This is a genomic window from Streptomyces sp. NBC_01017 (assembly GCF_045162795.1).
Lineage (GTDB): Bacteria > Actinomycetota > Actinomycetes > Streptomycetales > Streptomycetaceae > Streptomyces > Streptomyces machairae.
The window spans coordinates 1377059-1398820 of the sequence record NZ_CP108683.1; the positions used below are offsets into that span (position 1 = coordinate 1377059).

20 protein-coding genes and 1 pseudogene are annotated in these 21762 nt (G+C 71.1%); 9 read left to right on the plus strand and 12 right to left on the minus strand.

Going from position 1 to position 21762, the window contains the following annotated elements; translation table 11 throughout:
* Positions 1–8: 8 nt before the first annotated feature.
* Positions 9–641, minus strand: a complete 633-nt coding sequence (locus OG331_RS06720; protein ID WP_406192702.1) for a TetR/AcrR family transcriptional regulator — start codon at positions 639–641, stop codon at positions 9–11.
* Between the two features lie 207 nt (positions 642–848).
* On the opposite strand from OG331_RS06720, the gene OG331_RS06725 reads away from it, so the two are divergent.
* Positions 849–2255 carry an MFS transporter gene (locus OG331_RS06725; RefSeq protein ID WP_406192705.1) on the plus strand — a complete coding sequence of 469 codons (1407 nt, stop codon included), beginning with the start codon at positions 849–851 and terminating at the stop codon, positions 2253–2255.
* Positions 2252–3490, plus strand: a complete 1239-nt coding sequence (locus OG331_RS06730; protein WP_406192708.1) for an FAD-dependent monooxygenase — start codon at positions 2252–2254, stop codon at positions 3488–3490. The genes OG331_RS06725 and OG331_RS06730 overlap by 4 nt, the downstream gene beginning before the upstream one ends.
* A 136-nt stretch (positions 3491–3626) precedes the next feature.
* On the opposite strand, the pseudogene OG331_RS06735 reads toward OG331_RS06730, so the two are convergent.
* A pseudogene (locus OG331_RS06735) lies at positions 3627–3965 on the minus strand (cytochrome P450); the annotation flags it as partial.
* Between the two features lie 312 nt (positions 3966–4277).
* Here OG331_RS06735 and OG331_RS06740 point away from each other — a divergent pair.
* Positions 4278–5240: a serine hydrolase gene (locus tag OG331_RS06740; protein WP_406192711.1), complete on the plus strand. Its 963-nt coding sequence runs from the start codon at positions 4278–4280 to the stop codon at positions 5238–5240.
* Between the two features lie 389 nt (positions 5241–5629).
* Positions 5630–6259, plus strand: coding sequence for a hypothetical protein (locus OG331_RS06745; RefSeq protein ID WP_406192714.1), 630 nt, complete (start codon positions 5630–5632; stop codon positions 6257–6259).
* A 5-nt stretch (positions 6260–6264) separates the two neighbouring features.
* Here OG331_RS06745 and OG331_RS06750 read toward each other — a convergent pair whose 3' ends face one another.
* Positions 6265–6438, minus strand: coding sequence for a hypothetical protein (locus OG331_RS06750; protein WP_406192717.1), 174 nt, complete (start codon positions 6436–6438; stop codon positions 6265–6267).
* A 41-nt stretch (positions 6439–6479) separates the two neighbouring features.
* Between OG331_RS06750 and OG331_RS06755 the strand changes: the two genes are divergently transcribed.
* Positions 6480–6659: a hypothetical protein gene (locus tag OG331_RS06755; RefSeq protein WP_406192720.1), complete on the plus strand. Its 180-nt coding sequence runs from the start codon at positions 6480–6482 to the stop codon at positions 6657–6659.
* Between the two features lie 214 nt (positions 6660–6873).
* Here the strand turns inward: OG331_RS06755 and OG331_RS06760 are convergent, their stop codons facing one another.
* From OG331_RS06760 to OG331_RS06775, 4 genes are all read right to left on the minus strand, one after another.
* Positions 6874–8454, minus strand: coding sequence for an alpha/beta fold hydrolase (locus OG331_RS06760; protein WP_406209783.1), 1581 nt, complete (start codon positions 8452–8454; stop codon positions 6874–6876).
* Positions 8454–10151, minus strand: coding sequence for an alpha/beta fold hydrolase (locus tag OG331_RS06765; protein ID WP_406192723.1), 1698 nt, complete (start codon positions 10149–10151; stop codon positions 8454–8456). The genes OG331_RS06760 and OG331_RS06765 overlap by 1 nt, the downstream gene beginning before the upstream one ends.
* 343 nt (positions 10152–10494) lie before the next feature.
* On the minus strand, positions 10495–10740 hold the full coding sequence (locus OG331_RS06770; RefSeq protein WP_406192726.1) for a DUF5133 domain-containing protein: 246 nt from the start codon (positions 10738–10740) through the stop codon (positions 10495–10497).
* A 182-nt stretch (positions 10741–10922) separates the two neighbouring features.
* Positions 10923–11888, minus strand: coding sequence for a YihY/virulence factor BrkB family protein (locus OG331_RS06775; protein WP_406192729.1), 966 nt, complete (start codon positions 11886–11888; stop codon positions 10923–10925).
* Positions 11889–12106: 218 nt separating this feature from the next.
* Between OG331_RS06775 and OG331_RS06780 the strand changes: the two genes are divergently transcribed.
* The 4 genes from OG331_RS06780 (at position 12107) to OG331_RS06795 (ending at position 18045) form a co-directional block, all read left to right on the plus strand.
* Positions 12107–13114: an NADP-dependent oxidoreductase gene (locus OG331_RS06780; RefSeq protein ID WP_406192731.1), complete on the plus strand. Its 1008-nt coding sequence runs from the start codon at positions 12107–12109 to the stop codon at positions 13112–13114.
* Positions 13115–13139: 25 nt separating this feature from the next.
* Positions 13140–14192 (plus strand): alcohol dehydrogenase catalytic domain-containing protein, encoded by a 1053-nt coding sequence (locus OG331_RS06785; protein ID WP_406192734.1) that lies wholly within the window; start codon positions 13140–13142, stop codon positions 14190–14192.
* 136 nt (positions 14193–14328) lie between these two features.
* Positions 14329–17301, plus strand: coding sequence for a hypothetical protein (locus tag OG331_RS06790; RefSeq protein WP_406192737.1), 2973 nt, complete (start codon positions 14329–14331; stop codon positions 17299–17301).
* 237 nt (positions 17302–17538) lie between these two features.
* On the plus strand, positions 17539–18045 hold the full coding sequence (locus OG331_RS06795; protein ID WP_406192740.1) for a GNAT family N-acetyltransferase: 507 nt from the start codon (positions 17539–17541) through the stop codon (positions 18043–18045).
* A gap of 54 nt (positions 18046–18099) precedes the next feature.
* Here the strand turns inward: OG331_RS06795 and OG331_RS06800 are convergent, their stop codons facing one another.
* The 5 genes from OG331_RS06800 to OG331_RS06820 all read right to left on the minus strand — a co-directional run bounded on the left by OG331_RS06800 (position 18100) and on the right by OG331_RS06820 (position 21736).
* Complete coding sequence (locus OG331_RS06800; protein ID WP_406192743.1) at positions 18100–18342, minus strand: hypothetical protein; 243 nt, start codon at positions 18340–18342, stop codon at positions 18100–18102.
* Between the two features lie 63 nt (positions 18343–18405).
* Positions 18406–19059 carry a spherulation-specific family 4 protein gene (locus OG331_RS06805; RefSeq protein ID WP_406192746.1) on the minus strand — a complete coding sequence of 218 codons (654 nt, stop codon included), beginning with the start codon at positions 19057–19059 and terminating at the stop codon, positions 18406–18408.
* Positions 19056–19982 carry an NAD-dependent epimerase/dehydratase family protein gene (locus OG331_RS06810; protein ID WP_406192749.1) on the minus strand — a complete coding sequence of 309 codons (927 nt, stop codon included), beginning with the start codon at positions 19980–19982 and terminating at the stop codon, positions 19056–19058. Before OG331_RS06810 ends, OG331_RS06805 begins: the two co-directional genes overlap by 4 nt.
* A 6-nt stretch (positions 19983–19988) precedes the next feature.
* Entirely contained in the window at positions 19989–20702 is a 714-nt protein-coding gene (locus tag OG331_RS06815) for an NDP-sugar synthase (RefSeq protein WP_383240729.1), read from the minus strand.
* A 32-nt stretch (positions 20703–20734) separates the two neighbouring features.
* A complete protein-coding gene (locus OG331_RS06820) occupies positions 20735–21736 on the minus strand; it encodes a GDP-mannose 4,6-dehydratase (RefSeq protein ID WP_406192752.1) in 1002 nt (333 codons plus the stop codon).
* Positions 21737–21762 lie beyond the last annotated feature (26 nt).

Consider the following 21762-nt stretch of genomic DNA (forward strand, 5'->3'; position numbering starts at 1 on the left):
GGCCGGGCCTACCTGGTCCGGTAGGCCCGGAGAAACGTCCGCACTCCCTCGACGATGAGGGGCCGGACGCGGGCATCCTCCGCGGCGTTCGCCGAACCGAGCCTGTCCAGGGCGACGCCGAAGGTCAGCGCGATGAACTGGTCGGCCGCGAGGCGGGGGTCGGGGACCTCGAGCAGCCCGGCCGCGCCGAGGGCGGCGAATCGCTCGGCGATTGCCTCGTCGGGGGTGTCGGCCATGGAGTTGTAGCCCCGGCTCGGCAGGTGGGCGGATTCCGCCCGGACCAGTCGTTGCAGCGTTGCGTACTCCGCCGAGCCGAGCATGTCGGTCGCGATCCGCATCGAGAACGCGACCAGGGCGTCCTCGAGTTCGGCGTCCTCGGTGAGGTCGGTGAGGGTGTCGTCGAGGGTGCGTCGGATCGTGGTGATCAGCGACTGGCCGACGGCGTCGACGACGGCTTTCAGCAGCGTCTGCTTGTCGCCGAAGTAGTCGTAGACCGTCCGCTTGGACACCTCGGCCCGGGCGGCGACAGCGTCGACGCTGGACCGGTCGAAGCCGTCGGCGAGGAACAGTTCCTGGGCCGCCGAGAGGATGGCGGCCCGCTTCGGCGTGGACCCCTCGCGCAGTGTCTTCGTGGTCGGCATGGCCACATCTTACCCGTCCTACACTGCACGGTGTAGTGTAATCTCGGCTCATCGCGAGGACCGCACTCGTTGACCCGCTCCGCCGGGCGGAGCCGTGCATACGCCAACTCGGCTGCCACTTCCCCGGGTTCACGCCGGGGGACGACCTCCGGCCTGCCCACAGAGCACCAAAGCGCACCTCGCCCGGCAATGACGGAAAGGACGTCCATGACCACAACGCTGGCTCCCCCGGTCCGCATCGGAAAGGCCGCTGTGGCGGCCCTCGGCCTGCTGGCAGTCGCCACCGGTGCCCTGGAGTCGGTGGTGACGCCGACGCTCCCGCTCCTGCAACGGGACCTGGACATGAGTCCGGCCGAAGGGGCGTTGCTCAGCATCGTGCTCCTCATCACCGGCGCGCTCATCACACCGGTCGCAGGCAAGTTAGGCGACCGCTACGGCGGAAAACGGGTCCTGATCCGGCTGATGGCGGTGGTCTCGGCCGGTGGCCTGGTGTCCGCCCTGGCGCCGAACCTGCCCGTGCTGCTGCTCGGCCAGGTACTGCAAGGGGCGATGGTGGGCGCCCTGCCCCTGTCGTTCATCCTGGTGCGCGAACACCTCCCCGCGGGAGAGTCGAAGGTCGCCATCGGGGTGGTCAGCGGGTTGTTCGTGGGCGGCGGGATGGCGGGAACGCTGGCGGCCGGGCCCGTGGCGGAAGGGCTGTCCCGGCACTGGATGTTCGCGCTGCCGACGATCGCGGTCATCGGGGCCACCATGCTGGTGCACAGGCTGATGCCGCACGATCTGCCGGGCCGGTCCGACCGGTCGGGCGACGCCGGGATCGACTGGCCCGGCCTGCTTCTCCTGAGCGGCACGCTGGTCACACTCATGCTCGTGCTCGCGCTGGCACCGGACATCGGCGCGCAGCCGTTCGTGCTCGGCGCCCTCATCGTGGTTCTGGCCGCCTTCGCGACCGGATGGATCGCCGTGGAGCGTCGTGCCGCCTCGCCCATGGTCGATCTGCGCATGCTGGCACGACCCGCGGTGTGGCAGTCGTGTCTGCTGACGTTCCTGATCTGCGTCGGCACCGCGATGCCGGTCCATCTCGTCCCGCAACTGTTCGCGGTGTCCGCCGACGCATACGGTTTTGGGGCCGGCGCCACCGAGATCGGCTTCTATCTGCTGCCCGGCGCCGTGGCCGCGTCACTGGCCGGGCCGATGGGTGGCATGGGGGCGCGGCGCTTCGGCTCGCGTGCCGTGGTCACCGCCGGGATCGTCATCATGGCCGCCGCCCTGATCGCCCTGGCCGCCGTGCACACCGAGGTCTGGCACCTCGTCATCGCCAAGATGATGATCGCGCTTGCCAACGGCCTGTGCGTCACGGCGCTGGTGACCAGCACCGCCACATCCGTCGAGCAGAGCGACACCGGCATCGCCACCAGCCTGGTCCTGGTGACTCGCGTGCTCGGCTACGCCGTGGGTGTGCAGGTCAGCGGCGCGATCCTCACCGCCGCGACCCCTTCCGGGTCGGATGTCCCAGCCGAATCGGCCTTCGTCATCGGCTTCGTCATAGCCGGCGCCGTCACGGCGCTGAGCCTGCTTGCCGTCCGGACCATGAGCAAAGGAGTCAAGGAATGACGCGCACTGATCCGTCGAGGGAGTCGGCGGAGTCGAGGGATATCCGTACGGCGCCGAGGCGCAAGGTCCTGATATCCGGTGCCAGCATCGCGGGGCCCGCCCTCGCGTTCTGGCTGAACCGCTACGGATTCGCTGTCACGGTGGTCGAGAAGGCGGGCGCACTTCGTGGCGGTGGGTACCCCATCGACGTACGCGGCACCGCCCTTGAGGTCGTCCGGAGAATGGGAATCCTGCCGCGACTCCAGGACGCGCACATCGACCTGCGCCGGCTGACCTTCCTCCACGAGGACGGCAGCGAGGTGGCCTCGGTGAACCCGCACACCGTCACCGGCGGTGTCGCGGGGCGGGACCTGGAAGTGCGGCGCGGAGATCTGACCAGCGCTCTGTACACGGCGGTCCGTGACGACGTGGAGTTCTTGTTCAACGACTCCATCGACACCCTCGACCAGTCCGGGCACGGGGTCGACGTCACCTTCCGCGGAAGCAGCAGGCGTACGTTCGACATGGTGTTCGGCGCGGACGGTCTGCACTCACGTACCCGCGAGTTCCTGTTCGGCCCCGAAGAGCAGTTCCACCGGTATCTCGGCTACTGCTTCGCCGGGTTCACCATGCGCAACACCTTCGGGCTCTCCCACGAGGCCGTGCTGTGGAACACCCCGGGCCGGGCCGCGGTGCTTTACGCCGTCGGAGACACCGACGAAGTGCACGCCTTCCTGAACTTCGCCCACCCGGAACCGCCATACGACGCGTTCCGGAACCCGGAAGCCCAACGGGACCTGGTCGCCGCGGTCTTCGCCGACGCGGGTTGGGAGGTCCCGGGCATGCTTGCCGCCATGCGCGACGCCGACGACCTGTTCTTCGACGGGGTCAGCCAGATCCGCATGCCCCGCTGGTCCAGCGGCAGGGTCGCGCTGGTCGGCGACGCCGCGTACGCGCCCTCGTTCCTCACCGGGCAGGGCTCCAGTCTCGCGCTCGTCGGCGCGTACATGCTCGCCGGCTCCCTGGCCGACCGGGACCACGCCGCGGGCTTCGCCGCCTACGAACACAAGACCCGTGAGTTCGTGACCGTGAACCAGGAGTTGGTCGGCGAGGGCGATGCCGCACTTTTCCCGACCACCGCTCCGGCATTGGAGCTGCGCAACGACATGCTGCGCAATCTCAGCACCATGCCGTCCCCGGAGGGACGACCGGCCCATTCGGCTCTCACCCTGCCCGAATTCACGCCCACGACGTGAGCGCACGCGGGCACATGACGGGCGTCACCGGCGGTCGGGGCCCTGACTCGATCAAGGTCCCGTCAGGCGACCGGACGACGAGCCGCTACCCGGCCGTGTTCCGCCGCCGCTCGGTCCCCTGATGGGAGTCGGGGGGCAGTCGTGCCGTCGTCGGCATGAACTTGCCCACCAGCGGCTTGCGGTAGCGCCCATGCTGCGGTTCGTCCATGAGGAGGAACTCGCCCGGCGGCGCCGGAGGGACTTCGAAGTCGCCCACGTTCAGTAGCTCCTTGCGGGAACTGAACCGCGGGTCGGCCAGGACCGACCTGACCAGGTCGTATCCGGTGATCAGCCAGCCGGGTCCTCCGCCCTCGTGGGTGAAGCGGCTGATGGGGCCGTGCCGACGGGCATCGAGCAGCTCTGCCGGCGGGTCGAAGGGACAGCCGGACTGACGTTGCGTCGGCAGCGTCGTGACGGTGTGGAGGGACTCGCTCATGGCCAATCCTCATCTCGCGATGCCGCGGGTTTGACGATGCCCGAAAGCTACGTTGCATTCACAGTTCGGTCAATCTCTATGAATGAGTATCCCCAGGTCAGTCGGAGCAATTTAATGCAATGACCTTGTCGTTGAATGCAACGGTGCATTGCAATGAATGACCGCGAAGGCAAGGGCCGAAAGCAGGCGGGCGGCACCCGCGGGCGGCCTGACACGCCGGTCCTGATGTCAATCGCCACCATCACATCCGGTTTGTCATATTTTCTTATCGTTCTCCGCCGCCCAGACAGGAACTCCGAGGCCTGCCCTGCCATGCCCGACGGACAGCCCAACCGGATGCACCCGACACACGACCGCCTCGCGCACGCCCTGAGGGTCTGCGCCGCCGGCGCCGCCACCGCAGTCGTGGCGTCGCTCGCCGCCTGTTCCGCCACCGACGCCCCCCGCGAGGCGCAGACGCCTTCCGTGCGGGCGGGCGCGCCGGCCCCCGGGCCGGCCGCGCCGCCGCGCGAGAACCTGCGTGCCACTCTCGCGCGAGCGCTCAGGCCGGTCCTGCCGGACGGCGACACGCGGTTGGCGGTGGCGGTGCTCGACCTGGACAGTGCCTACCAGCAGATCACGTCGTACGGCGAGGACGCGACGTTCGACACCGCAAGCATCAGCAAGGTGAACATCCTCGCGGCGCTGCTGCTCCAGGCCCAGGACGAGGGCCGCGAGTTGACGTCCCCGGAGCGCCTCCACGCCGAGGAGATGATCCGGTCGAGCGACAACGAAGCGGCGAACGTCCTGTGGCAGGCGATCGGCAGGGCGGAAGGCCTCGACGCGGCGAACGAGCGCCTGGGGCTCTCCTCGACGCAAGGCGGCATCAGTTGGGGCCTCACCCAGACCACCGCGAGGGACCAGGTCAAGCTGTTGCGCGCGGTCTTCGCCGAGGGCCGATGGGCTCCGCCCGCACCCAGAGGGCTGACCCGGGCGTCCCGTGCCTCCATCGGAAATCTGATGGACGGCATCACGGACGACCAGGACTGGGGGGTGTCCGCCGCCCGCTCCCCCGGCTCCCGATGGGCCCTCAAGAACGGCTGGCTACAGCGGAACACGACCGACCTGTGGGTCATCAACAGCGTCGGCCAGGTCACGGTCCACGGGCGCCGGTATCTCGTCTCGGTCCTCAGCGACGGCAACCCGACGATGGAAAGCGGGATCTCACTCGTCGAACGGGCAGCGAGAGCGGCGGTCGGCGCGGCCAGCACACACGCCCGGCCTTGGCCGCAGTGAGACGTGAGGGGTGATAGTTCACCAGGACCTTGGCGTGCGGGGCCCGTTCGTGGAGGACGGCGAGCATCGCGTCGTAGTCGTCGCTCATCTTGGTCAGGCGGCTGGGGATGTCGTCGGCCAGGGCGGGCACGGGGTGCCCCCGCCGCTGCTGCCGGAGCCCAGTTCCAGGCGCGATCCCTCGGACACGCCTTGGTTCAGCGCCGTGCTCGTGGGTGCCTACGTAGTAAGAGGTATCGCTGCACCGGCGGGTTCCTCCGCACGGCGGAAAGAGGTCACGACCGGTGACTGACGTATACGGGGCGGGTGTTGAGCAGGATCGGTCGTGGCGGAGCGGGGTCGTCCTGTCGCTCCGGCGCTTCGTCTTCCACGGCCCCGAATGGAGTCCCGTCATGTCCCGGTTCAAGTCGCCCAACCGCGCCGTCACGTTCCTCGCAGCGACCGCCGTGATGGCGACCACCGCGGGGATCGCCTCCGCGGCAACAGCCCCCGCAGCCACGCCCGACACGACCCCGCGGGCCTCTGCCTCCTCCGCGGCTCTCATCTCCAGCCTCAAGGGCTGGGGCCGCATGGACTACCCCGATGCCGGTCACGACATCCAGGTCACCGTCGACGCTCACGCCACCTTCAAGGGGATCGGCTGGACGAAGCCCGACAAAGCCTGGGGCAGCTTCCGCATCCACCACCGGATGCCTGCCGCCAATGGCGAGCCCGAGAAGGTCAATTGGGGTGACTTCAAGGTCGACTGCCTGACCAGCGGCGGCCCCACCGCCACCGTGACCGGACGCCTCGTGCGCACCGGGGGCAACGCCGGTGCCTGGGACGACTATCTGAAGCGGCACGTCCGCATGGGGATCAGCTTCTACGTGGGAGAAGGCGCGGGCAGCGGTCCCAGCCGCATCGGGCTCTCCGGAGGCACCGCGGCCGGCGAGCCGCTGCTGAGCAAGTGCATGGCGCCGGCCGCCGACTCCAAGGTGATCCGGGGCGGCTACGACCTCACGGACAGGGCGCCGGGCCGGTAGGACGTTCACGGTGCCAGGACGCGGCCCGCGGCGCCGGCTGAGGCCGAGGTCGCGGCGGTCGTGAGGTGGGTCGAGTTGACGCCGGTCAGCGCGGTGATCGTCGAAGTGACCGTGTCCGCGGGTTCACTGCAAGTGTCGTGGATCCGGGCGCCCTGGCTCACGATCTGCTGGGTGGCCACCGCGCCCGGTGCGCACCGCGCCCCTGTTGGTGCGCGGTGATGTGCGATCCGAGGCAGGCCGCCTCGTCACCCCTGGCAGCCTTGTGGAGGACGGCGACGTCGTCCTGCTGAGCCGACCGGACGATCTCCAGAGCGCCGCCTTCGGCCTTGACCCGGGCGACCGGCGGTGTGCCGAAGGGGTGGGCCTGGACCGGGCCCGCAGCGCCGAGCAGGGCCAGTAAGGCGGCCAGGCCGTTTGTGCGGCAGCGTATTCGTCGAACGGTCCATCGGACTGAACGCGTGGCGCATCATCCGGGGGCCGGGCGTTCTTGTGCGACGGCCGGGTTGTGCCCTCAGGGCCTCGGAACGCCGCCGGCCCGGCGCGATCCTCACACCGGGCCGTGGAACCTGGACGTGGCGCTCGACGCGCCTCCTCGATCGGTGGGTCGGTCCGTCCTACGGCGCGATCTCGAACCGCGGCGGCTGAAGGCCTGCCAGGCACGATCTGTTGGGCGCGTTCGGGGAGTTGAAGAACGAGACGGTGATCGCTCGGGCGCACGGGGATTCGGCGAAGGCGACGTGTGCGACGTAGGGGACCGTGACGACGGTGGAGCGGCTCAGTGTGCGGGCAGCGTAGGCGCCGTTGCTCGCGCCGGTCTGGGCGTCGAAGCCGGCCGACATGACGAGCGTAGGGATGCTGCTGCGCGTCACTTTCCTGATCGAGCGCGGCGCCGGGGGGACGTCCCAGGCGCGGCAGTCGGCGTGGAGGAAGGGGAGTTGGGGGGCGTTGGCCAGGACCGAGCGGGGGAACGAGGGGAACGCGCGCCGCCCTGCCCGGATCACGTCGGCCTGGGTCTCGAAGGGGGTCCACTCGCTGCAGAAGACGCCGTAAGCGAGTCCGTGGGCGAGTCTGCCGATGGCCTGGGGGCTGAGTTTTCCGCCTGCCCACTGCTGGGCGATCCGCTGCGGATTGCCGTGGGCCAGTTCGTCGATGGAACGGGGTACGCCGGCCGCCAGGTGGGTGGCGGAGGTCGCCCAGTTGACCAGAACTCCGCCGTCCAGCACGACCTTCACCGGCCTCGGGTGATCCGGGACCGTGACGGTGGTGGTGATCGGCCGGGCTTCGAGCCTGCGGACGAGGCGCTCGAAGGTGCTCGACAGGTTCGGGTAGCGGCGGTTGCAGGAGGGCTGCTGCCGGCAGGCTCTGAACAGGCCGTCGAAGCCTTGCCGTGCGGCGCTCCAGGTCAGGCTCGCCCCGGCCAGGGACGGCGGGAGAACGCCGTCGATGCCGACGGACCGGATGCCCTGCGGGTACTTGCGCATGTAGGTGAGCGCCAGGTCGGTGCCGTAGGAAATGCCGAATACGTTCCACCGCTTGATGCCCAGCGCGACGCGCAGGTCGGCGTAGTCGGCTGCGCTCTCCGACGTGTTGTACGCGCGGAGGTCGACCCCGCGGCGCGCCAACTGGTCGCGACAGGCCCGCGTCGCCTGGACGTGCAGCCGTCCGGTGGACGGGGCGTTGTAGACGAGGCCGAGGGCTCGGGCATTGAACCTGTCGATGTTCGGGCAGGTCAGCACCGGGTCGGCCGAGTAGGTTCCGCGCTGGGACATGAAGATCACGTCCCGGTCACGGTTCAGGCCGCCGTCGATGGCCAGCTGGGCCTCGGAGACCGCGTCGTCGCCGGGTCCGCCGGCGAACCACACGATCGGGTCGGCTGCCCGTCTGGTGGCCGCATGGACGATCGCGACGCCGAGGCTGATCTTCCGCCCGTGGGGCCGGGAGCGGTTCTCCGGCACGATGAGCCTGCCGCAGTAGGCCCCTTCGAGCGCGGGGATCGGGTCCGCGGTCCTCGGGCAGGGGCCCGGAACGAAGCGGGCGTGGCCCGCTGTCCCGGCGACTGTGCCGAGCGGTGCTCCGGCGTCGTTCCCGGCCTGGGCGGGTGTCGCGGCGAGGCCGGCGACGAGGAGACCGGCCGCGGCCAGCGTGGCCGGGAGCCGTCGTGGGACGCGCCGGTCGTGGGGCGAGCGGATGGACATCATGCGGTCTCCGGGTGGGGGGTGATGGTGAACGGTTTCGGCGCCAGTCCCGCCACGCAGCGGGTGTCGGGCGCCGTCGGACGCACGAGGAAGGAGCCAAGTACCTTCTGCGCGCAGGGCGACTGAGGGACCACCCAGTGGCCGATTCCGGGAATCCGCACCGTGGTGGAGCGGGCCAGGGTCCGGGCCGCGTACGCTCCCCAGCGCGCCCCTGTCTTCGAGTCGAAGGTTCCGGAGAGCACGAGCGCCGGGACCGCACTTGCGGTCGTCACCCGCTGGATGGAGGTACGGTCCGGGACGTTCCACACGCGGCACGCGGCGTGCTGGAAGGGAAGCTGCGGCGCTTGGGCCAGGACCGTGTCCGGCCATCCGGGAAATGCCCGGCGCCCTGCCCTCAGCAGGTCGGCCTGCGAGTAGCCGGGCACCCACTCGCTGCAGGCCACCGATTGTGTGAGGCCGTGCGCGAACTCGCCGATGACCGGCGTGGCGCCGGCGGCGCGGGCCCGCGCGAAGCGTGTCGGATCTCCGTGGGCGAGTTCGTCGAGCGCCGCAGGGACGTCGACGGCCGGGACGGCGTTGGCGACCAGCAGGTTGACCAAGGCGCCCCCGTCGAGGACGACCTTCACCGGTGTCCCTCCCGACGGCGGTTGCGCCCTCACCGTGAGGGGGCGCGCCTCCAGTCGCCGGACCTGTTGTGTCAGCGTGCGCGAGAGATTGGGGTAGCGGCTCTTGCAGCGGGGTTGGGCCGCGCACGCCGCGAAGATCGTGTTGATCCCTTCACGGGCGCTGTCCCAGGTCCACGGCAGGCTGACGATACGCGGCGGCACGACGGAGTCGATCGCGACCGATCGGATCCCCGCGGGGTGCCGGCGCAGGAAGGTGAGGGCCAGGTCGGTGCCGTACGAGTAGCCGTAGACGTTCCACCGGTCGATGCCCAGCGCCTTGCGCAGGTCGGCGAAGTCGGCGGCGTTCTCGGTGGTGTTGTAGGCGCTCAGCTCGACTCCGTCGGCCGTGAGGCGCTCCCGGCACTCCTTGGTCGCGCGCACCAGGCGCCGCCCGGTCGACGGCGCGTCGTAGCGCAGCCCCACGGCGGCGGCGTAGAAGTGGTCGATCTCCGGGCAGGCAAGATTCGGCTGTGAGTGGAGTGTTCCGCGCTGGGCCATGACGATCAGGTCGCGCGTGCGGTTGACGCCGGCGTCGATCAGGAAGGGAATGTCCCCGATCGCGTCGCCACCGGGGCCACCGGTCATGAACACCACCGGGTCCCCGGCCGGCCTCGCCGACGCGGCCGGGATGATCGCCACGGCCAGCCGGATGGTCCGCCCGCCGCGCCGGGCGCGGTTCTCGGGGACCTCCAGGAACCCGCACCGCCCCGGGACCGGCTCCGACGTGTCCGGGCAGGGACCGGGCACGAACCGTGCCGTGGTCCCCGGCCCCGGCCCGCCCACGGGTGGCGCCACGGCACCGCTCGGTGTCGGGGCGAGGACGCCCAGGAAGACCAGACCTGCGGCGACGCCCGCCACCTTGTGGCGCGCGTCCCGGAGAGGTCGTCGTGCGTTCCTTCCGCGAACGGACGGCAGCCGGCCCGTTCTGATGCCCTGTTCGGCCATGTGCTCTCGTTTCTCCGACGTCCCTGCCGCGCCGACGTCGACAACGCCGCGCGGCTCCGCCCGCCACCACGCACTTCGGGCGGTCACGGCGTAGGCCAGCCTGAACGCGCGGACGAACGTCCACCACTCGTGGACTCCACTCGGAGCAGTCCGGAGTCACCCCCATCCGCCTCTCCCCCACTGGCCGGGCGAGCGGCTGGAGCCGGGCGACGCTATGGCCGGGAAGTCGGCCGAGGGTATGTGGCGCGGGATACCGGCCGGCCGGGTTGCAAGCGGCGCAGGTCGAACTCACGGGAACGGCGGTCCTGCTCGTCGTACGCCCACACGCCGAGACAGCCGTGCGCCCATGCGATGTTCAGCGCAGCGACCGACTGCGGGCGCCCTCGCTCCCGCGGCACCACGGCGTACTGCTCACCCGTGTCGTCCTCCCCTACGCGGCCAGCGTCTTGTCCTCTTGCGTGGGGCCCTGACGGTCGGCGCGGTACCTCTGCAGCAGCGCATCCGCTGCGAACAGGGCGTCCTCGGCGGTGCGGGCGCCTGTGATCACGCAGAGCGTGTACGTGGCATCTTCGAGAGCGCGGCTGGTGCGACCGGTGGGGAGCACGTCGTGTGCGATGCGCGCCTCGGCGAACCGGGCCAGCGCGGTACGCAGTTCCTTCTCAGCCGGAAGGAGCATGGCGATTCCTCTCTCGAAGCACAGCTCGCCAGGCGGCCGACGCCGCCACGAGGGACAGACTGCATACATGGCTCACGCCAGTGACCGACACAGATCAGGGCGAGCAGAACTCCAAGTGCCCCACCTGGAAAGGTCTACGCCTGCGGACCGCCGCGATCCCTCGCGCGGGGGAACGGCCGGCCTCACCTGCCCGGGCCGGGGTCGGGCCGGACCGGTGATTCGATGCCGGCGCGGGCCGCTTCCAGTTGGGCGGCGAACGCGATGCCGAGGAAGAGTGCGACGGCGGTGAGGTTGGCCCACAGCAGCAGGGCGACGAAGGCGGTGAGAGGGCCGTACACGGCACCGAAGGCACCGCTCTCCTTGACGTACAGCGCGAGCAGCCAGGTGGCCGACACCCACAGCAACAGGTGCACGGCCGAGCCGAAGGCCAGCCACGTGTAGCCGGGCTGGACGCGCCGCGGCGACCAGCGGAAGATCACGGCGGAGGCCACCCAGGCCAGCGCGAGGCCCAGCGGGATGTCGAGCACACTCCACCACTGCGGCACGCTGTCCGCCCAGCCGGCGGTGTCCGCCACCGCCTCGCCCACGGCCTCACCGGCGACGAGCGCGACGAACCCCAGGACCAGGGGCAGACCGGCGGCGATCGCGAGAACCATCGCCCGCGCGTATTTGCGCGGGAAGGGACGGTCGCGCTCGATGCCGTAGATACGGTTGGCGCCACGCTCGATCTGGCCCATGGCCGAAGCGAGGTTCAGCAGGGCGAAGCCCAGACCGAGCCACAGGGCGAGTGTGCTCCAGACATCGCCGTGCGCGGTGCGCCGCGTCCCGTCGAAGGCGTCCTCGACGATCTCCGCGCTCGCGCCGGGCACAATCCGGCCGAGCGTGAGCTCGACGACCCGGCCCACGCCCTCGGTGTGCACCGACGTCGCCAGGCCGACAAGGGCCACGGTGCAGGGAACCAGCCCGAGCACCACCTGGAAGGCCAGCGCTCGGGCGTTGGTGAACCCGTCCGCGTAACGGAACCGTGCGAAGGAGTCGGCCAGCAGCCGCAGCCCCCCGTAGTGGCGCAGGGCGGCGAACGCCTCGTCTCCGGAGAGCTCCTCCCCGATCATGTCCCGGGTCTGCGGCACGTGGACGGCGGTACCCATGGCGTCGCCCCTCCTGGTCGTACGGCTGCTCCCCGACCGAATGCCCACCGAACCCGTTCGTCCGACCTCGGATTTCAGGTATGCCCTGAAGCCCGGTCCTCGTCCCGAGCCCGGCATCCCTTGCCTCACGCGCCTGGGCACCGTACGCTCACGGCCCATACCGACCGGATGGTATGCCCGCCGACCTGGTCACCGCGAGGACTGAGGAGCCGCCGAAGATGAGCCGAACCAACCGCCAGGTGCGCTTGGCCGCGCGCCCCGTGGGCGAGCCGCGGTCCACCGACTGGGAGCACGTGGAGGAGCCCATCGGGCAGCCGGGCGACGGGGAGTTCCTGGTGCAGGTGCTCTGCCTGTCGATCGATCCGGCGATGCGCGGCTGGATGAACGCGGGCAGGTCCTACATCCGCCCGGTGGAGATCGGTGAGGTCATGCGCGCCGGTGCGGTGGGACGCGTGATCGCCTCACGGCACTCCGGATTCGCGGTCGGCGACCATGTGTCGGGGTCGTTCGGCGTGCAGGAATACTGCCTGTCGGACGGGCGAGATGTGATCAAGGTCGATCCGGCGGCGGCCCCCTTGCCGACGTACCTGGGCGCCCTCGGCATGTCGGGGCTGACGGCCTACTTCGGACTGATCGACATCGGGCGTCCCGAACCGGGCCAGACGGTCGTCGTCTCCGGTGCGGCAGGAGCGGTCGGCAGCGTCGTCGGTCAGATCGCCAAGATCATGGGCTGCCGGGTCGTCGGCATCGCCGGCGGCGAGGCCAAATGCCGGCTGCTGGTCGACGAGTTCGGGTTCGACGCCGCGATCGACTACCAGAACGAGGACCTACGCAAGGCGCTGCGCACCCACGCCCCCGACGGCGTCGACGTGTACTTCGACAACGTCGGCGGCGACGTCCTGGACGCGGTACTGCTGCGGCTCGCACGCGGCGCCCGCGTCGTCGTCTGCGGCGCGATCTCCCAGTACAACAGCGTCAAGCCGCAAGGCCCCGCGAACTACCTGTCGCTGCTGGTCAACCGGGCCACCATGACGGGCATGGTGGTCTTCGACTACGCCGACCGATACGCCGAGGGAATCGCCCGGATGGCCACGTGGCGGAAGGAAGGCAGCCTGAAGTCACTCGAGGACGTGGTGTCCGGTGACGTGGCGGCGTTCCCCGACACCCTCATGCGCCTGTTCCGCGGTGAGAACCAGGGCAAGCTCGTGCTGAAGATCGCGGACTGACGCGGCGGGAGGGAGGAGCGTTCCGATGAAGGCACTTACCTACCACGGCCGTCACGACATCCGTTTCACGGACGTCCCCGATCCGGCCGTCACCAGCCCCACCCACGCGGTCGTCCAGGTGACCACGGCCGGCATCTGCGGCAGTGACCTGCACATTTACCAGGGCAACCCGTTCAGTCCGGAACTGGGCTACACACCCGGACACGAGTGTGTCGGCGTGGTCGTCGACGTCGGCGACCAGGTCACCCGCTTCAAGCCCGGCGACCGGGTCCTCGTTCCGGCCTCGGCCGGCTGCACCCGGTGCCGGTCCTGCGCGGCCGGGTTCACCGCCCGTTGCGAGAACGCGAAGTCCAGTACGGATCTCTGTTACGGCGTGAGCCCACAGCTCCCCGGCAGTCAGGCCGAGGCGCTCGCGGTGCCCTACGCCGACATCAACCTGGTGCACCTGCCCGAGGGCATCTCCGACGAGGCTGCCGTCGTCCTGACGGACAATGCTCCGACGGCCTGGTACGGCTGCCGTCGCGCCCGGATCCAGCCCGGCGAGACCGTGCTGGTCATCGGTCTGGGTCCCGTCGGCCTGATGGCCGCGCAGTCCGCCTTCGCGATGGGCGCCGCGCGGGTGCTCGGTGCGGACCTGGTCGCGGAGCGACGCGCGTTCGCGGCATCCCTGGGCGTCGAACCGGTCGAGGGAGAGGACACGAAGGCCGCCGTACGGGAGATGACCGGTGGACGTGGCCCGGACGCGGTGGTGGAGGCCGTGGGCTCGGACGCCACCATCGAGCTCGCCCTCAAGGCGGTCCGGCAGGCCGGCCGGGTCAGTGTCATCGGCGTCAGCCACAGCAAGGCGTTCCCCTTCCACATGGGACTGGCGCAGATCAAGGAACTCGAGTTCGCCATCGGCCTGTGCTCGATCCACTACGAGCTTCCGACCCTGATCGCGCTGACCCAGGCGCGCCGGATCAAGCCGGAGGTCGTGGTGTCCCATCGTTTTCCCCTCTCCCAGGGCGCTGCCGCGTACGAACTCTTCGCCGACCGCTCGGACGGGGTCCGCAAGATCCTCCTCGATCCCACCGGCTGACCTCGACCGGCTCACACGCCGGCCGGCGACGAGTCGCGAGAATCGCAACGTCCTTACGGTGCAGGGTGTTTGGGCGTGGGTATCTCCATCGGATCCGGGTGTGCCGGGTCGGGCGGATGCGACGGGGGCGGAGCGAGTGGGCAAAGAGGTGTGGAGCGGCAGCGCCGGGATCGAGGCGGCCGACGCCGTGTTCGCGTTGATGAGACGACTCATCGACAACTTCCGGGACTACCCTCCGGTGACGCCGCTGGTGGTCCTGCAGGCCACCGAGGAGGACGACACCGGCACGCTCGACCGGCGGGTCGAGCAGGTCGTGGAGTTCGTCCGCCAGGGCCATCAGCCGCGGGGGCTGATCGCCAAGCGGCTGGACGGCTCGGGCGGCGTGGACGCCTATTCCTCCGCGATCGACATGGTGCGCCAGCTGTGCGAGCACCCCTGGGACAACCAGAACCAGTCCCAGTACAAGCCGTTCGCCTTTCCGCGCTCCAGGCTGCTGCGGGCCATCGAGCAGGCCGCGCCGGAGGTCGGCGGTGAGGTCAGCACGGTGTGGTCCGCAGCCCAGCGCCGCGAACGGCTGATGCGACGGCTGGCCGAGCTGCGCTGGCGGCCGGGGCGTGACCCGGACGGCGCCGACGACTCGAACCGCGCCTCGGGGCTGGCGGACACCGTCGGCGCCGTGGTGAACCCGTCCGGTTTCGTGGGGGCGATGTTCATCGCCTGCCTGAGCGTGCTGTTGGGCGAGGGCGGCTGGCAGACGGCTGTGTGGGGCGGCGCACTGGCCTTGGTGGCGTTCGGTGTGGCGCATCTGCTGGCGCGCAGCGCGCCGCCGCTGCTGTGGCTGCGCCGGGCCAGCCGGTGGTTCGCGACCACCACGTTCCTGGCCCCTTCGAGCGACCGGCCGGCCGCCGCGGAGTGGTCGCGGTGGCGGCCGACGAAGTCCTGGGAGACCATCCGCGGCCGGGCCTTCGCCGCGGCCCAGCAGATCGTCGCCGCCGAGGCCGGCGACATGACGGCACGTCAGTTCCACTTGGAGCTGCGGGTGCTGGCGCTGCTGGAGGATCTCCGCGAGAACTTCCGGCCGCGGACGCTGGACCTGCGGCGCCGTAAGCGCACGGTCCCGCCCGTGGTGTACCTGCCGTGCGCCACCGAGGACGACGGCGGGCTGCTGTTGCTGCGGGCGATCAGCAACGTACGCAGCCGCCGCAGTGAAGTGGACCCGCTGCTGGTGCTGGCCGCGATCCCGGCGGCCGAGCGGTTGCGTCCGCCGGGCTCCGAGGAGCCCGGCCTGTCCGCCCGAGGCCCCGGGCTGCCCGCCGTACCGTATCCGGCCGGGTCCGCAGGCGATGATCCTGAGCGCGTCTTCGGAGCGGACGCCAGGTACCAGGAGTGGGTGACCGGCCTCAACGTCGGCCAGTCCCCCGGGCGGTCGGCCGCGCTGCCGTGGATCCTGCGGATACCGCTGTCCGCCGACGAGCTGGTCCGCCGGCACTCCATACAGCACTCCACCACCAGGATCCGCCGTACCGCGGCCTGGCTGCTGTGGTCCAGGCCCTGCCTGGCGGTCGTCCTCGCCATCGCCCTCTGCCTCGGCTTCCTGGGCAACCGGTGGATGGCCCAGCGCTACTGCGAGGGCCGGCTGGTCGGCTCCAACACGGACTCCGTCCTCGTGGGCGGCGAGTGCGTCGGGGTCGCGACCGGGGACGTACGGCTGGCCGCGGGCAACGCGCTGGAACTGTACGGCGCCGGCAAGGGCATCACCTTCGACGCCGTCGAGCAGGCGATCAGGGCCGAGAACGCGAAGATCGGCCCGAAGGACAAGTACGTGACGATCGTCTACGCCGGCCCGGTCACCGCGGCCGACGAGACCGGCACCCGCAAGGGGCTTGAGGAGATCACGGGCGTCTACCTCTACCAGCGCTACGCCAACGTCAGCACTCACCAGCCGACCAAGATAAGAGTCCTCCTGGCCAACGGCGGCGAGAACATGCTCCAGGTGCTGCCCATGGCCCGGCACATAGCCGAACTGGCCCGGCGCGACCGGTCGGTCGTGGGTGTCGTAGGCCTCGGACGGGACACCACGGAGAGCGATGACGCGGTGGAGATCCTCAAGGGCGCGGGCCTGCCCGTGGTGAGCACCACCAACTCCGGGAGCCATCTGGCGCGGGAGTTGTCGAACTGGTTCGGGCTGGCCGCCACCGACGAGGAGGAGGCCGACGCGATGCTCGTCGTCGCCAGGCAGCTCGCCCGGCGCGAGGACGGCGGCCGGGCCGTGGTGCTCGCCCGCAAGGTCGGCAGCGAGAAGGACTTCTACACGACCGAGCAGGCCAGGGTGGGCAAGGGCATGCTGGACCGGGCCGGCTTCACCTTGCTGCCCTCCCGGTCCTACCGGCTCAGCCCCAACGGCGAACCGGAGCTCACCGATCCGGTCGAGGCGATCTGCGCGAGTCAACCCGTGCCCCGGGCCCTGTACTTCGCGGGCCGGGTGGAGGACGTGCCCAACCTGATGTCCCAACTCGGGTCCACGCCGGGCTGTTCCGGTCGGCACATGACCGTGTTCACCGGCGACGACCTGACGAAGAGCAACTACGACGAGGGCGAGAGTCTGCGCATCCCGCCGGAGGTCACCCTCTACCACTTCGCGCTGGCGCCGATGGACCTCGTCGGCGCGACCGGCTTCTACCAGGACTCCCACCGCGTGCTCACCGAGCTGCTCCCGGCGGGCGGGGCGACGACCGCGCTCGCCGACCCTGCCCGGCCGTGGGACGACCCGCTGTTCTCCAGCGGTCAGTCGGTGCTGGCCTACAGCGCCACCGCGGTGCTGTACCGGGCGTCGAAGAACGGGGACGCCCCGCAGACCGCGCCGGAGACCTGGGCCGACCTGCGCTGGCGGCCCAACCCGAACCTGCCGGTCGGCACGGTCAGTTTCGCCGGCAGCCAGCCCTACGCCGACCAGCGGGGGCACGGCTACAAGATCGTGCGGGTGACCTATCGCGACCACAAGGTGCGCTCGGCGACCGTGTGCGGGCGGCCCGCGGGCAGCGACGAGCCGCTCTCCGCGCCGCCGGGCCGCAAGGGGGCCGACCCTCGTACGGTGTGCCGGGAGGAGTGATCCAGCCCAGCACCTCACGCAGGCGCCCTGTGTATGCTGACGGCTGTTCGTGTCAACAGGTGATCAGAGAAACAGGGAGGTGGGGTTGATGACCGCGCTCGTGGCCACCATGCGCAGTGTCCGGGTCTCCCTCACGTCCCGGGCCGTGGCCTGACCTCTTCCTGCCCGCCCTCGCTGGGAGCGTGAGCTCGCGGGGCGCCAGCCCGAACACTCCCTTGAAACGGATCATCATCCATCATGCGCAACTGGATCACGCGGGCTGAGGCCAGCGCCGACATCCCCGCCGTCCGCGACATCAACCTGGCCGCGTTCGAGACCTCTTTGGAGGCCGACCTCGTCGACGCACTGCGCGCCGACCCCGCCTGGATCGAGGGCCTGTCCTTCGTCGCCACGGACGACGACGGCCGCCCCGTCGGCCACGCCCTGCTGACCCGCTGCCACATCGGCGACGTCCCGGCCCTGTGCCTGGCCCCGTGCGCCGTGCGACCCGAGCAGCAAAGCAGCGGCGCCGGCTCCGCGGTCATCTGCGCCGCTCTCGCAGCGGCCAAGGCCAAGGGCGAGCACTACGTCGTCGTCCTGGGGCACCCGGCGTACTACCCCCGGTTCGGCTTCGACCGCGCCTCCGCCCACGGCATCGGCCTGACCATCGACGTACCCGACGAGGCCCTGATGGCCCTCACTCTGGACGCCGACCACCCGCTGCCCGGCGGAACCGTCCGCTACGCCGCACCGTTCGGCATCTGACCGACCCGCGGTGCGAGGCCACGGCATCCGGCCTCGCACCGCGGCCGCCGCGGCTCAGTCGCGGCCACCCCGCACGGCCGCGAGGCAGACGACGGGGACGAGTTCGGCCTGCCGGCGCAGCCGCACGTCAACGTGGCGCGGGTGCCGGCCCGGTCCCCCGGCACCACCCCGACCGAGTTCCTCGACGTGGCGGGCACGACGCAGGCCGCCGGAGGGACCCGCCTCGCCTCCCCCGTCGACGTCGTCCGCACCGCACCGCACCGCACCGGCCACCCGGCGGCAGGTCATCAGGGTCATCGGCCCGGCTCACTGCCGACGCGGCGTGATGATGCCGGCCCTTTCCGCACACGCAGCGGTCTTTCACTCGGTCAGCGCCGGGGTCAGCCCGGACCAGGGGTTCGGCGGTTCTCCCGTCACCGGACCGCACACGCCCGCGCCCCGCTCATGCGCGGTCCTCATGGCGAGCGGCACGAGCGGTTCGGGCACGCCGTAGACCAGGTGGCACAGCCGGTCGGGGGGCAGCCGCTCGGTCCACGAGGGGCGGCTGAAGTCGGAGACGTACCTCGACCAGGGGCCCTCGAAGGTGACGGTCAGGTCGGCGAGCCGGGCGTAGCCGGGTGCGGGATGGACGCCGGGGTTGAGGACGACGGTGGAGGCCCCGAGCCGGCGGGCGGAGCGGACCAGGCGGCGGCAGTCCGGCAGGGCGTCGGGGGCTGCCGGCACCTGGTCCAGGAAGCAGCCGTCGACGGCGTACCACTCCTGATGCCGACGCAGATCCGCGGTGATCTCGGCGTGTTCACGGGCTCCGTAGTCCGTGTCGAGGTAGCCGAGAAGGCGGGCTCCCGCCGCGCGCAGTGCCTCGGCCGCCTTGACGAACGCCGGATCGGGGGCCCGGCCGGGGCCGTTCGCCGGATTCAGTACGACGGCGTAGGTGTGCGCGGCGCGCGTGATGAGCCGGTGCCAGGCGCCGGGGTCCTCGGCCGGATGCACGTACAGCGGGACCAGCAGGCTCACCGCGCCGGTGCCCCCTCGGCGCTGCGGGCCCGTGGGCGGACGGCCGCCCACAGTGCCGCCAGGGACGAGTCGAAGGTGTGGGACGGCGACCAGCCCAGGGCGTGGCGGGCGGCGGTGATGTCCGAGCACTGCCACGACACCTGCGCGGAGCGGACGGATGCGGTGCCCTCCGCCTCGTCGATCCGGCCGCGGAATCCGGCCGCGTCGGCCAGCCCCCGCACGAGGTCCCGCACCGGGCGGGCGTCACCGCCGCCGATGTTCAGCACCGGCGGCAGCGATCCCGCGACGGTGGCCGCCAGTTGGGCCGCCCGCGCCACATCGTGTACGTCCACGAAGTCGCGGTACGCGGAGAGGTCACCGAGCCGCAGCGTCGCCGCCGGGTCGTCCCCGGCGTCCGCGAGCAGAGCGGCGAGGCGGCCGGGCAGCCCGGTGGGCGGGGCCCCCGGGCCCACCGGGTTCCCCACCCGCAGCACCACCGTGTCCAGCCCGGACGCGGTCACCGCCACCGTGCCCGCGAGCTTGGTGGCGCCGTACGGGCCGGCCGGCCGGGTCGCCGCCGACTCCGTCACCCGCGCTCCGACCTCGGTGGGCCCGTACTCGGCCGCCGAGCCCAGATGGACCAGGCGGGCCCCGGGCGCCGCGTCCCGCAGTGCCGCGCACAGCACGGCGGGACCGCGGGCGTTCACCTCCGCGAGGGTGACGGCGTCGCCCCCGGTCGCGCCCGCGCAGTTGACGACGGCGTCGGGCGCGACCTCGGCCAGGGCCGCCGCCAGGTCCCGCGGACGGTCGGCGGCCAGGTCCACCCTGACGTCGGCGGCGGGTGAGCGGCCGCCGACGAGGACCCGCGCGTCCGGCAGGGCGCGCAGGTGCTCGGCGATGTGCGTGCCCAGGTAGCCGGTGGCGCCGAGTACGAGGATGTGCATGGTTCCTCAGGCTCCCTTGAGCAGCATCGACTTGCGGCTGGTGAACTCCGCGTTGGCCCGGTCGTAGTCGTCGGGACGGCCGATGTCGAGCCAGTAGCCGTCGAACTCGTAGGCGTGCGGCGGGCGTTCGGCCGCGAGCAGGTCCATGACCAGCTCGTCGAAGCCCAGCGGCAGCCCGGGCGTGTAGCCGTCGAGGGTGGTCCGGGAGACGCCGTAGACGCCCATGGACACCCGGTAGTCGATGCTGGGCTTCTCGGTGAAGGCGACCACCCGGCTGGCGTCGGTGGTCAGCACCCCGAAGTCGATGTGCACCTTGCGGGCGTACGTGGCGATGGTCAGGGGCGTGCCGGACGCCTCGTGCCTGCGCAGCACGTCGGCGTAGTCGAGGTCGGTGAGCACATCGCCGTTCATGACCAGGAAGTTCTCGGGCAGCCGGTCGCGCAGGGTGAGCAGGGGGCCCATGGTGCCGAGCGGGCTCTCCTCGGTGGCGTAGTCGACGCTGAGGCCCCACTGGGTGCCGTCGCCGACGTAGGCGCGGATGATCTCGCCGAGGTGGCCGATGGCGATGGTGCAGCGGGTGAAGCCGGCCGTCGAGAGCTGGCGCAGCACTATCTCCAGGATGGCGTGCTGATCCCCGATGGGGACGAGCGGCTTGGGCAGCGCGGTGGTGTACGGCCGCAGCCGGACGCCCTTTCCTCCGGCCAGGATGACTGCATGCATGACATACCTCCTGCGGGTGCGTGCCGGGCGGGTCAGATGTTGTAGATGCCGGTCTTGTAGCGGGCCAGGTTGGCCGGATCGACGAACCACCGGGCGGTTCGCGCGAGCCCTTCCGCCAGCGTGTGGCCGGGCTGCCAGCCGGTCGCCGCGGTCAGCCGGGTCGCGTCGGCGACGAGCCGCATCACCTCGGAGGCCGCGGGCCGCAGGCGTTCGAGGTCCTCGCGGACGTCGAGGGGGGCGTCCATGACCTTGCCGATCAGCGCGACGAGGTCACCGACGGAGATCTCGCCGCCGGTCCCGGCGTTGAAGGTGCGGCCGACGACCTGCTCGGCCGGCGCGGTGCCCACCGCGAGGAAAGCCCGGGCGGTGTCCTCGACGAAGGTGAAGTCCCGGGTGGGGCGCAGGTCTCCGAGCGTGATCGTGCGCTGCCCGGCCGCCACCTGGCCGATGACCGTGGGGATCACGGCGCGCATCGACTGGCGCGGGCCGAAGGTGTTGAAGGGCCGCAGCGTCACCACGGGGGTGCCGAAACTGGCGTGGTAGCTGTCGGCCAGCCGGTCGCCGCCCGCCTTCGAAGCGGCGTACGGGGACTGCGTGTTGATGGGGTGGTCCTCGGTGATCGGCACGGTCTGCGCGGTGCCGTACGTCTCGCTGGTCGAGGTGTGCACCAGGCGCGGGGTCCGAAGGGCGCGCACCGCCTCCAGCACGTTGAGCGTGCCGGTGACATTGGTGTCCACGTAGCTGTGCGGGGCCTGGTAGGAGTACGGGATCGCGATGAGCGCGGCCAAGTGGTACGCGCAGTCGGCGCCGTCGAGCAGGCCGCGTACCGAGCCGGGATCCCGTACGTCGCCGAGGACGATCTCCACCTGGTCGAGGACGTCGGCGGGCAGGGTCTCCAGCCAGCCGTAGGAGGAGAAGGAGTTGTACTGGGCCATGGCCCTCACGCGGTGGCCGGAGGCGACGAGCGCCTCGGTGAGATGCGAGCCGATGAAGCCTTCGGCTCCGGTGACTGCGGCGAGCGGTGCGGAGGTCAACTCTTGGTCCCTTCGTAGTGGTCGTC